A 13,573-nucleotide genomic window follows, 5' to 3' on the forward strand; every position below is an offset into this window, starting at 1 on the left:
TGACTGATCGGCATGACTGACCTGAACAGCAAGCCCGAGTTCGACGCCCCCGAGGGCCCCGCCCCCACCGAGCTCGTCATCACCGACATCGTCGAGGGCTCCGGCGAGGAAGCGTCGTCCGGCTCGACCGTCAAGGTCCACTACGCCGGCGTCGAGTACGAGACCGGCGAGGAGTTCGACAGCTCCTGGAACCGCGGCGAGCCCATCGACTTCCCGCTCGCGGCCCTGGTGCGCGGCTGGCAGGAGGGCATCCCCGGCATGAAGGTCGGCGGCCGACGCAAGCTCGTCGTCCCGCCGGAGCTCGCCTACGGACCCGCCGGCGGTGGCCACTTCCTGTCCGGCAAGACCCTTATCTTCGTGATCGACCTGCTCGGGGTCCGCTGATGCAGGTCGGCGCCCCGACGATCGAGCTGAACGACGGCCACCGGTTCCCGGAGCTCGGCCTCGGCACCTACGGCCTGAACGGCGACGAGGGCGCGGCGGCGGTCGGCACCGCGATCACGAGCGGCTACCGGCTGCTCGACACGGCGCTGAACTACGGCAACGAGGACGCCGTCGGCCGCGCCGTCCGCGAGTCCGAGGTGGCACGCGAGGACCTCGTCGTCACGTCGAAGCTGCCCGGCCGGCACCACGGCTACGACGAGGCACACCGCTCGATCGACGAGACCCTCGGCAACCTGGGGCTCGACCACGTCGACCTGTACCTGATCCACTGGCCGAACCCGTCGGTGGACAAGTTCGTCGACACCTGGAAGGCGTTCGTCGACCTCCGTGACAGCGGCAAGGTCCGCTCGATCGGCGTCTCGAACTTCACGCCGGAGCACCTCCGCCGGATCGTCGACGCCACCGGGGTCGCCCCGGCCGTCAACCAGGTGGAGCTGCACCCGTACTTCCCCCAGGCGGAACTGCGGAAGGTGCACCAGGAGCTCGGCATCGTGACCGAGAGCTGGAGCCCGCTCGCGAAGCGGTCGGAACTGCTCACCGAGCAGCCGATCGTCGACGCCGCCGCCGCGCACGGTGTGGCCCCCGGCCAGGTCGTGCTGCGCTGGCACGTCCAGCTCGGTGCCGTGCCGGTGCCGAAGTCGGGCGACGCCGCCCGCCAGAAGGAGAACCTCGACGTCTTCGGCTTCGAGCTGACCGACGACGAGGTGCAGGCGATCTCCGCGCTCGAGCGCGGTCGCCTGTGGGACGGCGACCCGGACACACACGAAGAGATGTGACTCCGACGCGACCCTTCGGGGACAGCGGGGCTCCCGGTGGGCAGTACACTGGTTCCCCCTCTTCCCGAAGGGTTGCGTGTGTCCGAACCGACCGAGATCGACCGTGAACGCGGCTACGTCGACGGCCTCTTCCGTCGTCTCGACGAGCTGACCGCCGAGGCCGAGCAGCGCCTCGCCGAGACCCGCCGACAGGCGGTCGGCGGGAACCACCAGAGCCGCAGCGAGCGCGACGCGTACGCGCGGCTCTACGAGGACACCGTCGCGACGCTCGAGCGGGTGGGCGACCGCCTGGTCTTCGGCCGGCTCGAGGTCGCCGAGCCCGACAACTCCGACGACACCTTCCGGTACATCGGCCGCGTGGGACTGCGCGACGCCGAGCACCGGCCGCTGCTGCTCGACTGGCGCGTCCCCGGCGCCAGTGCCTTCTACCAGGCCACCGCCGCGCACCCGATGGGCATGCGGTCCCGCCGGCACCTGTCCCTGCAGGGTCGACGGGTGGTCGGCGTCGAGGACGAGGTGTTCGACGCCTCGCTCTACGACGACGAGCGCACCCACCTGCAGGGCGAGGGAGCGCTGCTCGCCGCGGTCACCGCCGAGCGCACCGGCCGGATGACCGACATCGTCGCGACGATCCAGGGCGAGCAGGACCGCATCATCCGCTCCCCGCTCGAGGGCGTGCTCATCGTGCAGGGTGGCCCCGGCACCGGCAAGACCGCCGTGGCGCTGCACCGGGCCGCCTACCTGCTCTACTCGTACCGCGAGCGGCTGCGGGGATCCGGCGTGCTCATGGTCGGTCCGTCTCCGGCGTTCCTGACGTACATCGAGCAGGTGCTCCCGTCGCTCGGCGAGACCGGTGTCGTGATGGCGTCGCTCGGCTCGCTCTACCCGGGCGTGCACGCGACGACGCACGACACCCGCGACGTCGCCGCCGTGAAGGGTGCCGCGCAGACGGCGTCGCTCCTGCGCCGCGCGGTGCGCTCGCGCCAGGTCGTGCCGACCGAGTCGGTCACGCTCGACATCGAGGGCGAGCGGCTCGTCGTCCCGCCGCAGCTCGTCGCCGACGCGATGAAGCGTGCGCAGGACCGCGGCAAGCCGCACAACGCCGCCCGCGTCACGTTCAACAAGATCGCCCTCGACGCGATGACCCGCCTGCTCGCCGAGCAGCTGCGGGAGCGCGGTACCACGGTGGACGAGGCCGACGCGAAGGTCCTGCGCGAGGACATCCGGAGTTCGTACGACGCCCGGGTGCTGCTCAACACCGCGTGGTTGCCGTTGCCGCCGGAGAAGTTCCTCGAGGACCTCTACGCCCGGCCGAACTGGCTCGCCTCGCTCACCCCCGACTGGACCCCGGAACGCCGTGCCCTGCTGCAGCGCGCCCGCGGCACGGCCTGGACCGTCGAGGACGTCCCCCTGCTCGACGAGGCCGCCGAACTGCTCGGCCCGTTCGACCCGACCGGCGGCGCCGCCAAGCGCGCGGCGAAGGCCAGCCGGAACCGCGACGTCGAGAACGCCCGCCAGGCCATCGAGAACATGGGTGTCGAGGGCATCGTCAGCGCCGAGCAGGTCGCCGGCTCGTTCGCCGAGGGCGGCGACCCCCGCTCCACGGCCGAGCGCGCCGCCGACGACCGCGAGTGGACCTACGGGCACATCGTCGTCGACGAGGCGCAGGAGCTGTCGCCGATGCAGTGGCGCGTGCTCGCCCGCCGCAACCCGCTGCGCTCGTTCACGATCGTCGGCGACATGGCGCAGGGTTCCTCGCCGGGTGCCGCACGCACCTGGGACGACGTCATCGGAGCGCTCGCGCGTCGCCGCCGCGGCCGTGCGCCGCAGGTGCCGCTCGACCACCGCATCGAGCAGCTCACGGTGAACTACCGCACCCCGCGCTCCATCGTCGAGGCCGCCGGGGCCTTCGCGGACAGCGCCGGCCTCACGGTCACCCGCAACGAGGCCGTGCGCGACGGCGACCCCGTCGAGCGCGTCCGCGTCGCCCGGGCCGACCTGCTCGACACCGTCGTGGCGGTCGCCGACGCCGAGCGTGCCCGGATCGGCTCCGGCACCATCGGCGTCATCGTCCCCGAGTCCCAGGTCGACACGATCCGGCAGCGGCTCGCCCGCACCGAGGCGGACGTCCGGGGGCTCGCCTCGCCGAACGCCGGCTCGCTCACGGTGCTGACGGGTGCGGACGCCAAGGGCCTGGAGTTCGACGGCGTGCTGCTCGTCGACCCGGACGGCGTGGGGGCCGATGCCGCCCGTGCCGCCGCCGCGGTGTACGTCGCGATGACGCGTCCGACCCGTCGCCTGACGGTCATCGACGTCGACTGACGGTCGTGTGCGCGTCCCCGCGCGCTTCGTGAGCAGGAACGGTCGGGCCCGCCGGTCCCACGCGACCGTTCCTGCGCACGATCGATGGGTGGTGGCGTCACCGCGGGGCGGACAGGAGGCCCGGTGCGGGCCCGCCACGGGCCTCCCGGCTCAGGTCGGGTCGCCCTCGGAGCGCACACGCGCGACCAGGTCGGCCCACGGACCGTCGAGGCGGCGACCCGGGATCGTCACGGTGGTGCGCTCGACGGTGATCGTCCAGTTGAAGTCGTCGGGGACGGGCGGTGCCGTCGGCGCCGGGGTGCGCTGCAGCGCATCGACGACGTCGGACCACGCCGTGGGGTCGCCGCTCGTGTCGGTGTCGACCCGCCAGCGCCGTGTGGTGCCGGCGAAGCCACCGGAGCGGCGGACCTCGATGCGCATGCCCCCGACGCTACGCCCGGGTGGCGCGATCAGTCGAGCACGCCCACCCGCTGCCAGGCCTGACGCACCGCGGTCTGCTCGGCGGAGCCGTCCCCGAACCGTCGCCCGGCCGCGTCGACGGTGACGGTGGCGAAGCCCGCGAAGTCGACCGAGGCAGTCACCTCGGGCGACGTCAGGGCGTCCCACCAGACGGCACCGGCGCCCAGCCAGGCGGGGCCGCCGATGGCCGTGGCCACCAGGAAGAACGCGTGGTTCGGGATGCCGGAGTTCGTGTGGACGCCGCCGGCGTCGTCGGTGGTGACGACGAACCCGTCCATGGTCGCCGGTTGCGGGTCCTTCCCGAGCACCGGGTCGTCGTACGCGGTACCGGGGGCGCGCATCGACCGGAGCGCGTCGCCCTGCACGGCGTCGGTGAACAGCCCCTCGCCGATGAGCCAGCTCGCCTGCTCCGCCGTCTGCCCCGCCGCGTACTGGGCGACCAGGGAGCCGAAGACGTCGCTGATCGACTCGTTGAGGGCGCCCGACTGGCCCTGGTAGGTCAGGTCGGCGGTGTACTGCGTGACGCCGTGCGCGAGCTCGTGGCCGATGACGTCGAGCGCGACGGTGAAGCGGCGGAACACCTCGTCGTCGCCGTCGCCGAACACCATCCGGCTGCCGTCCCAGTAGGCGTTGTCGTAATCCTGGCCGTAGTGCACGGTCGCGTCGAGGGGGAGTCCGGCACCGTCGATCGACACCCGCTCGAAGACCTCGAGCCAGAAGGCGTGCGTGGCGCCCAGGCCCGCGTAGGCCTCGTCGACCGCGGCGTCACCGGAGTCGGCGTCGCCCTCGCGCCGGACGACGGTGCCGGGCAGCGTCGTGGTGCCGTGCGCGTCGGTGATCGTCCGCTGCGGGGAGCGGTCGACGGCACCGCTGACGCCGCGCGGTGCGACCAGGTGCTCGTGCTTCGGCGCCTGCACGGCGTCGAGCGAGGCCAGTGCGGTGCGTGCCGCCGAGGCCGCCCGGGGGAATGCCTGGGCGTCGGCGACGGCGCGGAGCAGGTAGGGCGGGACGACGGAGCGGATGCGGTCGGTCGCGGTCATGCGCACATGCAACCACCGGGCACCGACACGGTCCTGCGCGGGCCGTCTCCGTGACGTGGTCAGTCGCGCTTGCGGTGCTCGACCAGGGCCAGCGCGTACGACTCCCACCACTGGCCGGCAGCGGGGCCGCCGTTGCAGGTGCCGTCGCTGAGCCCCGGCGTCTTCACCCAGAGCAGGGCGTCGAGCCGGGTGCTGCCGCCGGTGACGTGCGGCTCCTGGCCGAGGCCGGCGCCCTCGGGGTTGCACCAGGTTCCCCGCCACCCCTGCCCGTTGCGGGAGACGTCGACGACGAAGTGCGGGTCGCCACCGATCGCGTCGGCGAGCTCGTCCGCGTACGCGCGCTCCTGGTCGACGCGGTAGAAGTTCGACACGTTCGTGAAGAAGCCCTGCACCTCGTCGACGCCGGCCTGCCGCAGCCAGTCCGCCATGGTGGCGCTGGGCACACGGTTCTCGTTGCCGCCGTCCAGGTACACGGTGAGCCCGTGGCCGGTCAGCGCGTCGACGGCCTTCCGCAGCAGGGGCAGGCGTGCGTCGCGCAGTCGCTCGCAGTTCTGGATCTGGGCGATCGAGTCGGGTTCGACGAGCACGACGGCGTGCGAGCCGGCCATCGCCCGGACGGCGGACCGGACCCACGGCAGGTAGGCGTCGTCCTCGGTGCCGCCCTTGGAGTAGCTGCCGCAGTCGCGGTCCGGGATGTTGTAGAGGACGAACACGGGGGTGCCGCCACGTTCCTCCGCCGTGCTGACCACCGACCGGATCGTCGAGCGGGTCTCGGCCCGCGAGGTGTTCGTCAGCCAGGTCGCGATCGGCTGGTCGGCGATCACGGCGATCTGCTCGGCGGTCGCGGCGTCGCCCTCGGCCCGTGCCTGTCGCTCGCGGATGCCGGCCTGGTTCACGGCGGTCGGCTGGCGCGCGAGCCCGCCCGGGAACGCCTCGGCCGCGGTCTTCCGCTCGGCGACGGTGCGCCCGCTCGGGGTGGCGTCGCCGTCCGGCTGGCCGCCGTTCCACGGGCCGACGACCACGAGCGTCGTGACGACCGCGGCGACGACGACGGCGGCGACGGTGATCCACCCCCACTGCCGCAGGCCGCCGGTGCGGTTGCGGCGTGGGGTGTCGGGTGCCTCGTGCTCCGGCATGCTGCGGTGCTCCTGATCTGCCCGTGCGGTGTCGGTGGTGTGGGCACCGATCGCGCCCCGACCCATGCTGACAGGTGCGGGGGAGTCCTGACCAGCGCCGATGCGCGATCCCCCAGGAGTCGTACCGCCCGCTGACAGGAGCGCTCCAGCGACCGGCCAGGACCGTGCAGCACACTGTCCGGATGTTCCGTCGACTCCTCCTCCTCGCCCTGACCGCGGGCTACGCCTGGGTGATCTGGCGGATGACGCTGACCCCGCAGGTCTTCACCTCGGCCCAGAACTCGCTCGTGCTGCATGCGATCGCCTGGGTGCAGCAGCTGCCGCACGGTGCGTGGTTCACGTACGAGCGCACCGAGTTCCTCGCCAACATCGCGATGTTCGTGCCGGTGGGGGTGCTCGCGGCGCTGTGGCTGCCCCGGCGCTGGTGGATCCTCGGCGCGCTCGTCGCGGTCGCGCTGTCCACGGGCATCGAGTTCGCGCAGGCCACCTACCTGCCGTACCGCGTCGCGGACCCGCGCGACGTGCTGTCGAACGGCCTCGGCGGACTGCTCGGCGCGACGCTGGTCGGACTCGTCCGCAGTCTGCTGCCGGAGCGTCGCCGACGACGCCGTCTGCGCCCCAGGACCGCCTAGGACTCTGGTAGTCTTGTGCGGTTGCCGTCGAACGGCCGCGGACAAAGAGCGCTCGTGCATCAGGCACGGGCACCGCGCAACGGACAGGAAGGGGATCACCATGGCACTTGACGCACAGGTCAAGCAGGAGATCATCGAAGAGTACGCGACCCACCCGGGCGACACCGGATCCCCCGAGGTCCAGGTCGCAGTTCTGACGCGTCGCATCAACGACCTGAACGAGCACCTCAAGGAGCACAAGCACGACCACCACTCGCGTCGTGGCCTGCTCCTCATGGTCGGTCAGCGTCGCCGTCTCCTCGGTTACCTCTCCGACGTCGACATCGCCCGCTACCGCACGCTCATCGAGCGCCTCGGCCTGCGTCGCTAGTCGACCGACACACGCTTGACCGAACGCCCCGGACCTCTTCGTGAGGACCGGGGCGTTCTTCGTTCCCGGGGTGTTCGACGCTCGGTGGCGGCCCTGCTCCGTCCTCGGTCGGTCACGACACGTCGCCCGCGCTCGTGCGGCGGTCACGATTCGTCGATTACCGCGGTCTCACGCGACACTTCGCGACCGCTCCGCAGTCAGCACGCGGGGAGTCGTGACCGATCGGCACGCCGCTCGGCGCGGGAATGGTTGCGACGACGACCCGGTTGGATGCTATGTTCATGCAAACGCATCGAAAGTCGGGAAGCATCATGACCACCATCGCCGTCGTCTCCGCCGGACTCTCCGAGCCCAGCTCCACCCGCCTGCTCGCCGACCGTCTCGGGGAGGCCGCCGTCGCATCGCTCGTCGCCGAGGGCACCCCGGCACACGTCGTGCACGTCGAGCTCCGGCCGCTCGCGCACGAGATCACCGACGCGATGCTCACCGGCTTCGCGGCCCCGGCGCTCTCCGCAGCGATGGCCGCCGTGGTCGAGGCCGACGCCGTCGTGTTCGTCACGCCGATCTTCACCGCGGGCGTCAGCGGACTGGCGAAGTCGTTCCTGGACGTGCTCGACAAGGACTCGATGGCCGACATGCCCGTCCTGCTCGGTGCCACCGGCGGGACCTCGCGCCACTCCCTCGCGATCGACCACGCCCTCCGGCCGGTCTTCGCGTACCTGCGCGCGGCGATCGCCCCCACCGGGGTCTTCGCCGCGACCGACGACTGGGGGACCGACGGTGACGCGGCCGCCCTGGACGGTCGCATCCGCCGGGCCGGAGCCGATCTGGCCTGGGCGATCCGGGCCTCCAGGCGGGCCCCGCAGGAAGCCGACGCGCTCCCCGCGACCCCGGACTTCGCGAGCCTGCTCGGCGGTCTCGGCCACTGACCGTCGGTCCCGCCGCCGGCTCAGTACCAGTGCGGGTTGACGCTCATCTCGTGGCCCCACGCGCCGCAGGGTGAGCCGTAGGCGCTCTTGATGTACGCGAGCCCCCAGTCGATCTGCGTGTTCGCGTTGGTGCGCCAGTCGGCTCCGGCGACCGCCATCTTCTCGGCCGGCAGCGACTGCGGGATCCCGTAGGCGCCGCTCGAGGCGTTCAGGGCGTTCGCCCGCCACCCGGACTCCTGCGTCCAGAGCGACACCAGGCACGAGAACTGGTCGGAGCCCCACCCGTACGACCCGAGCGCGCTCCGTGCGTAGGCCTGTGCGGCCGTGGGGTCCACGGCGACGCCCCCGGTGCTCGGGTAGGACGAGCCGGTGCCGCCGCTCGTCGCGCCGCCGCTGCCGGCGTTCGCCGCGGCAGTGTTCGCCGCAGCCTCGGCCGCCGCCGCTGCGGCCCGCTTGCGCTGCTGCTCCGCCTTCTGCGCGGCGACCCGCTGGCCGAGCTCGTACCCGGCCTCCTGCTTCGCGGTGCTGTCCTTGAGCGACGCGAGCTGCGCGTACAGCTCGTCGCTGTGCTGCTCCGTCGACTCGACGGCGGCGTCCGCCGCCTGTTCCGCCGCCTTCGCCGCGGCCGAGCGTTCCTCGGCCGCCTGTGCGCGCGTCGCGCGTTCCGTCTCGGCCCGCTCGGCCTGCTCGTGCAGCGACGACGCCGTGCCGGCCGCGACGGACGCCTCGTCCATGACGCCGGACCAGGTCTCCGACAGCTGGTCGAGCGCGCCGAGCTGGTAGAGCAGCTGGTCGGGGTTCTCCGCGGTCGCGATGCGGGTGGTCATCTGGTTCGTGCTGCCGTCGCGGTACAGGTTCGCGGCCAGTTGGCCGGCCCGCTGCTGGGCACGGTCCGCCGTCTCGCTCGCGTGCTGCGCCTGGGCCTGGAGGCTCGTGGCGGCCTGGGCGGCCGCCGCCGACTCCGCCTCGGCCGCGTCCGCCTTCGACGAGGCCACCAGGGCGGCCTGGGACTTCGCGGCTGCTTCGTCCTGCGCCGACTGCAGTGCAGCCTGCACCTTCTGCACCTCGGCGCGCTTCGCGGTCTCGTTGCCCTTGGCGCGCTGGACGTCCTGCCACGTGGGGTACTCGGTGGCGTTCGCGGGGGCAGCGGTCAGGGCCGGGGCGACGAGCGCGCCGACGACCACGGCGGCCGCGACGAGCACGCCCCGTGAGGGGGTGAGACGCATGGCGGCAGGCTACCGATGTTCACCAGCAGTCCAGCGAGCCGCGCCGCCCACAGCCTGAGGACTGGTAAAGTCCATCGTGTCCGAGGACTCATTCCCCGGACGTCACACACAACACTGCGCAGGCCGGGCACGGAGCTGGTCATCGGTGGTGGCTCGCGGGCCGGAACGGTTTCCCGAGTGCTTCTACTGCTGGCCAGACATGCGTCCGGAACGATCGGCGCGCACGCACCATCGAGTGCCGTCGCCATGGCCTGCCGGAAACACATCAAGGAGGCGCCCTTTTGGAGGGTCCCGAGATCAAGTTCGCCGAAGCCGTCATCGACAACGGCAAGTACGGCAAGCGCACCGTCCGGTTCGAGACCGGTCGGCTCGCACAGCAGGCCCAGGGCGCGGTCGCCGCGTACCTGGACGAGGAAACGATGCTCCTCTCGGCCACCAGCGCCGGCAAGCACCCGCGTGAGGGCTTCGACTTCTTCCCGCTGACCGTCGACGTCGAGGAGCGCTCCTACGCCGCCGGCAAGATCCCCGGTTCGTTCTTCCGCCGTGAAGGCCGTCCGTCGACCGAGGCCATCCTCGTGTGCCGTCTCATCGACCGGCCGCTGCGTCCGTCGTTCGTCGACGGCCTGCGCAACGAGGTGCAGATCGTCATCACCGTCCTGAGCATCGCTCCGGACGAGTTCTACGACGCGCTGGCGATCAACGCCGCGTCCGCGTCGACGCAGATCTCCGGTCTGCCGTTCTCCGGCCCGATCGCCGGTGTGCGCCTCGCGCTCATCGGTGACCAGTGGGTCGCGTTCCCGAAGGCCTCGCAGCTCGCCGACGCCGTGTTCGACCTGACCGTCGCCGGTCGTGTCGTCACGGACGAGGCCGGCAACGAGGACGTCGCGATCATGATGGTCGAGGCCGAAGCCACCGAGCACGCCTGGGACCTCATCCAGGGCGGCGCCACCAAGCCCGACGAGGCCATCGTCGCCCAGGGCCTCGAGGCGGCGAAGCCGTTCCTCAAGTCCCTCGTCGACGCCCAGGCCAAGCTCGCCGCGCAGTCGGCCAAGGAGATCCAGGACTACCCGGTCTTCCCGCCCTACGCGCCCGAGGTCTACTCGGCCGTCGAGGCCCTCGCGCTCTCCGAGCTCGGTGACGTCTACAAGATCGCCGCCAAGACCGAGCGTCAGGACGCCGACGACGCGCTCAAGTCGCGCGTCAAGGAGGCCATCGCCGCCAAGGTCGAGGCCGGCGAGCTGCCGACCGAGGCCAACGGCCAGGTCAGCGCCGCGTACAAGTCGGTCACGAAGAAGGTCGTCCGCGGCCGCATCCTGACCGAGCAGGTCCGCATGGACGGTCGCGGCCTCGCCGACATCCGTCCGCTCGACGCCGAGGTCGCCGTGATCCCGCGCGTCCACGGTTCGGCGATCTTCCAGCGTGGCGAGACGCAGATCCTCGGCGTCACCACGCTGAACATGCTCAAGATGGAGCAGCAGATCGACTCGCTGTCGCCCGTCACGAAGAAGCGCTACCTGCACCACTACAACTTCCCGCCCTACTCGACCGGTGAGACCGGCCGTGTCGGTTCGCCGAAGCGTCGCGAGATCGGGCACGGCTTCCTCGCCGAGCGCGCCCTCGTGCCGGTGCTGCCCTCGCGCGACGAGTTCCCCTACGCCATCCGTCAGGTCTCCGAGGCGCTCAGCTCCAACGGCTCGACCTCGATGGGTTCCGTCTGCGCCTCGACCCTGTCGCTGCTCAACGCCGGTGTGCCCCTCAAGGCCCCGGTCGCCGGCATCGCGATGGGCCTGGTCTCCGACACCGTCGACGGTCAGACCCGCTACGCGGCCCTGACCGACATCCTCGGCGCGGAAGACGCCCTCGGCGACATGGACTTCAAGGTCGCCGGTACCTCGGAGTTCGTCACCGCGATCCAGCTCGACACCAAGCTCGACGGCATCCCGTCGACGGTGCTCGACGCGGCGCTCAAGCAGGCCAAGGAGGCCCGCTCGGCCATCCTCGGTGTGCTGAACGAGGCCATCGACGCCCCCGACGAGATGGCGGACACCGCTCCTCGCGTCATCTCGGTGCAGATCCCCGTCGACAAGATCGGCGAGCTGATCGGCCCGAAGGGCAAGACGATCAACGGCATCCAGGACACCACCGGTGCCGACATCTCGATCGAGGACAACGGCACCGTCTACATCGGCGCCGTCGACGGTCCGTCGGCCGAGGCTGCTCGTGCCCAGGTCAACGCGATCGCCAACCCGACCAACCCGGAGATCGGGGACCAGTTCCTCGGCACCGTCGTGAAGATCGCCACCTTCGGCGCCTTCGTGTCGCTGCTCCCGGGCCGTGACGGTCTGCTCCACGTCTCCGAGGTGCGCAAGCTCGCCGGTGGCAAGCGTGTGGAGAACGTCGAGGACGTGCTCGGCGTCGGCCAGAAGGTCCTGGTCGAGGTCACCAAGGTGGACGACCGCGGCAAGCTGTCGCTCGCGCCGGTCGTGGCCGACGAGACCGAGGGTGACTCCACCTCGGCCGAGACGGTCCGCGCCCACGCCGAGGACCCGGCCGAGGGCTGATCCGCTTTCGCGTCCTGACGCACGAACGGCCGCCGTCCCTTCCGGGGCGGCGGCCGTTCGCCGTTGCGGGGGCGTGCGTGCCTTGGCCGCGTGCGTGCGTTGGCCGCGTGCGTGCTTTCGCGGCCAACGACACCTCACGGGCACGGCGCCGCGTGAACTGTCGTTGGCCGCGAAAGATCGCGGCGCGGTGCCGCGTGCCGGTCAGGCCGCGGGGGTCTCCTGCGTGCCCATGAGCTGCGCGCGCCCGAGCAGGTGCCCGCGGAGCATGAAGCCCACGACCGCGGGGGTTGCGTCGGCGGGGACCTCGAGCACGGGGACGTCGAGGGCGCTCAGCGTGAAGAAGTAGCGGTGCACACCGTGGCCCGCGGGCGGTGCTGCCCCGAGGAACGTGTCCGTGCCGAACTCGTTGCGGCGGCGGAGTGCCTCGGCGGGCAGCAGGGCGTCGTCGGTGCCGGCGCCTGCGGGGAGCGAGGTCGCCGAGCCCGGGATGTCGCTCAGGCTCCAGTGCCAGAAGCCCGAGCCGGTCGGGGCATCGGGGTCGTAGACGGTCAGGACGAAGCTCTTCGTGCCCTCGGGCGCGTCCGACCACTCGAGTGCGGGGGAACGGTCCTCACCGCCGACGTCGGAGCCGCGTGCCGAGGTGGGCAGCTCGCCTCCGTCGGTGAAGTCGGGGCTCGTGAGGGTGAAGGACGGGACGTCGGGCAGGTTCCAGTTGGGGTCGTTGGCCATGACCCAAGCCAACACCCGCCGGCTCGGGCTGCGCTCGGTGCGCGCGCTGGGCTGTGGGAGTTCGCACGCGACGGCCTGGAGGCACGGTGCGGGCCCGCCACGGGCCTCCCGTCCGCCCGCGGTCGCCTCGACAGCCCCGCCAGAGCGACAGATCTGGCGACAGCCGGGCGTCAGCCCGCGAGCACCCGGTCGACCACTCGGTTGAGCGCAGCGGTGGCGGCGATCGCGTCACCGGCGTACGCCCCGGCCATCGCACCGTCACGCGCGAGCATGAGCTCGTCGGCACCGTCGCCGGGCAGGGGGTGTCCGGCCTCCTGCAGCAGGGTCGCGAGTCGCTCGGTGTACCAGTCGCGGTGCACGGCGACGACCTGGCGGACGGGGTCGCGCGGGTCGTGGTACTCGGCGGCGGCGTGCAGGAACGCACAGCCGCGGAACGCCGGGTCGTTGACGTCGTCGGCCAGTGCGGCGACCCACGCACGGACGGCCCGGTCGGGGGAGCCGGCGTCGGCGATCAGCTGCTCCATCCGCTCCTGCACGCGCTCGTGCTGGGTGCGGATGTAGGCGAGGATCAGGTTGTCCTTCGACCCGTAGTGCTTGTAGAACGTCGCCTTCGTGACGCTCGCCTCGGAGATGAGGCGGTCGACGCCGACGCTGTGGATGCCCTCTTCGTAGAAGAGTCGCGTGGCGGTCTCGAGGACACGGACCTTCGCGCCGCCGGAGCGGGGAGTCGGGGGGACGCTCGACCCGTCCGGCGACGCGAGGTTCGTGCTCGGGCCGGGGAGACGCTGGACGGCCGGTTGGGGGGAATCGACCGTCACAGCGTGTACTCCTCGGACTCATCGGCTCCGCGACCGGAGTGGGGGGACTCGGTGGTCGCGCAGGACTGATGTCCCGAGCCGCCGGATCGGAACTTAGGGGGGCTTTCGATCCGGCGTGGCCAACAGTAGCA

General features: G+C 71.9%; 13 protein-coding genes. 7 read left to right on the forward strand and 6 right to left on the reverse strand.

Annotated features, from left to right (window positions below):
• Window positions 1–12: 12 nt before the first annotated feature.
• From DEJ27_RS06625 to DEJ27_RS06635, 3 genes are all read left to right on the forward strand, one after another.
• A complete protein-coding gene (locus tag DEJ27_RS06625) occupies window positions 13–384 on the forward strand; it encodes an FKBP-type peptidyl-prolyl cis-trans isomerase (RefSeq protein ID WP_110859255.1) in 372 nt (123 codons plus the stop codon).
• Entirely contained in the window at window positions 384–1,220 is an 837-nt protein-coding gene (locus DEJ27_RS06630; protein WP_110859256.1) for an aldo/keto reductase, read from the forward strand. Before DEJ27_RS06625 ends, DEJ27_RS06630 begins: the two co-directional genes overlap by 1 nt.
• A 78-nt stretch (window positions 1,221–1,298) precedes the next feature.
• Window positions 1,299–3,542 carry an ATP-binding domain-containing protein gene (locus DEJ27_RS06635; protein ID WP_258369816.1) on the forward strand — a complete coding sequence of 748 codons (2,244 nt, stop codon included), beginning with the start codon at window positions 1,299–1,301 and terminating at the stop codon, window positions 3,540–3,542.
• Between the two features lie 150 nt (window positions 3,543–3,692).
• Here the strand turns inward: DEJ27_RS06635 and DEJ27_RS06640 are convergent, their stop codons facing one another.
• The 3 genes from DEJ27_RS06640 to DEJ27_RS06650 are packed head-to-tail and all read right to left on the reverse strand — an operon-like array spanning window position 3,693 to window position 6,177.
• Window positions 3,693–3,962 (reverse strand): protealysin inhibitor emfourin, encoded by a 270-nt coding sequence (locus tag DEJ27_RS06640; RefSeq protein ID WP_110859258.1) that lies wholly within the window; start codon window positions 3,960–3,962, stop codon window positions 3,693–3,695.
• Between the two features lie 29 nt (window positions 3,963–3,991).
• A complete protein-coding gene (locus tag DEJ27_RS06645; RefSeq protein WP_110859259.1) occupies window positions 3,992–5,041 on the reverse strand; it encodes a M4 family metallopeptidase in 1,050 nt (349 codons plus the stop codon).
• 59 nt (window positions 5,042–5,100) lie between these two features.
• The gene (locus tag DEJ27_RS06650; protein ID WP_181420005.1) at window positions 5,101–6,177 is read right to left on the reverse strand and encodes a glycoside hydrolase family 6 protein; all 1,077 of its coding nucleotides are present in this window, start codon (window positions 6,175–6,177) and stop codon (window positions 5,101–5,103) included.
• Window positions 6,178–6,359: 182 nt separating this feature from the next.
• Here DEJ27_RS06650 and DEJ27_RS06655 point away from each other — a divergent pair, with 182 nt between their 5' ends.
• From DEJ27_RS06655 to DEJ27_RS06665, 3 genes are all read left to right on the forward strand, one after another.
• Complete coding sequence (locus tag DEJ27_RS06655; RefSeq protein WP_110859261.1) at window positions 6,360–6,809, forward strand: VanZ family protein; 450 nt, start codon at window positions 6,360–6,362, stop codon at window positions 6,807–6,809.
• A 100-nt stretch (window positions 6,810–6,909) separates the two neighbouring features.
• A complete protein-coding gene (gene rpsO / locus DEJ27_RS06660; protein WP_017885935.1) occupies window positions 6,910–7,179 on the forward strand; it encodes a 30S ribosomal protein S15 in 270 nt (89 codons plus the stop codon).
• A gap of 311 nt (window positions 7,180–7,490) precedes the next feature.
• Window positions 7,491–8,108 carry a CE1759 family FMN reductase gene (locus tag DEJ27_RS06665; RefSeq protein ID WP_110859262.1) on the forward strand — a complete coding sequence of 206 codons (618 nt, stop codon included), beginning with the start codon at window positions 7,491–7,493 and terminating at the stop codon, window positions 8,106–8,108.
• A gap of 20 nt (window positions 8,109–8,128) precedes the next feature.
• Here DEJ27_RS06665 and DEJ27_RS06670 read toward each other — a convergent pair whose 3' ends face one another.
• On the reverse strand, window positions 8,129–9,334 hold the full coding sequence (locus tag DEJ27_RS06670) for a hypothetical protein (protein ID WP_110859263.1): 1,206 nt from the start codon (window positions 9,332–9,334) through the stop codon (window positions 8,129–8,131).
• Window positions 9,335–9,615: 281 nt separating this feature from the next.
• Between DEJ27_RS06670 and DEJ27_RS06675 the strand changes: the two genes are divergently transcribed.
• A complete protein-coding gene (locus DEJ27_RS06675; RefSeq protein WP_110859264.1) occupies window positions 9,616–11,895 on the forward strand; it encodes a polyribonucleotide nucleotidyltransferase in 2,280 nt (759 codons plus the stop codon).
• Window positions 11,896–12,096: 201 nt separating this feature from the next.
• On the opposite strand, the gene DEJ27_RS06680 is transcribed toward DEJ27_RS06675, so the two are convergent.
• Together DEJ27_RS06680 and DEJ27_RS06685 are read right to left on the reverse strand one after the other, a co-directional pair.
• Complete coding sequence (locus DEJ27_RS06680; RefSeq protein WP_110859265.1) at window positions 12,097–12,624, reverse strand: YbhB/YbcL family Raf kinase inhibitor-like protein; 528 nt, start codon at window positions 12,622–12,624, stop codon at window positions 12,097–12,099.
• Window positions 12,625–12,794: 170 nt separating this feature from the next.
• The gene (locus DEJ27_RS06685; protein WP_110859266.1) at window positions 12,795–13,442 is read right to left on the reverse strand and encodes a TetR/AcrR family transcriptional regulator; all 648 of its coding nucleotides are present in this window, start codon (window positions 13,440–13,442) and stop codon (window positions 12,795–12,797) included.
• Window positions 13,443–13,573 lie beyond the last annotated feature (131 nt).

The organism is Curtobacterium sp. MCPF17_018 (assembly GCF_003234135.1).
Classification (GTDB): Bacteria; Actinomycetota; Actinomycetes; order Actinomycetales; family Microbacteriaceae; genus Curtobacterium; species Curtobacterium flaccumfaciens.

What these genes read in the sequence shown, in the direction of transcription:
- DEJ27_RS06680 (WP_110859265.1), bottom strand. Translation starts at nt 12,624, where the DNA reads ATGGCCAACGACCCCAACTGGAACCTGCCCGACGTCCCGTCCTTCACC.
- DEJ27_RS06655 (WP_110859261.1), top strand. Translation starts at nt 6,360, where the DNA reads ATGTTCCGTCGACTCCTCCTCCTCGCCCTGACCGCGGGCTACGCCTGG.
- DEJ27_RS06645 (WP_110859259.1), bottom strand. Translation starts at nt 5,041, where the DNA reads ATGACCGCGACCGACCGCATCCGCTCCGTCGTCCCGCCCTACCTGCTC.
- DEJ27_RS06625 (WP_110859255.1), top strand. Translation starts at nt 13, where the DNA reads ATGACTGACCTGAACAGCAAGCCCGAGTTCGACGCCCCCGAGGGCCCC.
- rpsO (WP_017885935.1), top strand. Translation starts at nt 6,910, where the DNA reads ATGGCACTTGACGCACAGGTCAAGCAGGAGATCATCGAAGAGTACGCG.
- DEJ27_RS06640 (WP_110859258.1), bottom strand. Translation starts at nt 3,962, where the DNA reads ATGCGCATCGAGGTCCGCCGCTCCGGTGGCTTCGCCGGCACCACACGG.
- DEJ27_RS06630 (WP_110859256.1), top strand. Translation starts at nt 384, where the DNA reads ATGCAGGTCGGCGCCCCGACGATCGAGCTGAACGACGGCCACCGGTTC.
- DEJ27_RS06650 (WP_181420005.1), bottom strand. Translation starts at nt 6,177, where the DNA reads ATGCCGGAGCACGAGGCACCCGACACCCCACGCCGCAACCGCACCGGC.
- DEJ27_RS06670 (WP_110859263.1), bottom strand. Translation starts at nt 9,334, where the DNA reads ATGCGTCTCACCCCCTCACGGGGCGTGCTCGTCGCGGCCGCCGTGGTC.
- DEJ27_RS06665 (WP_110859262.1), top strand. Translation starts at nt 7,491, where the DNA reads ATGACCACCATCGCCGTCGTCTCCGCCGGACTCTCCGAGCCCAGCTCC.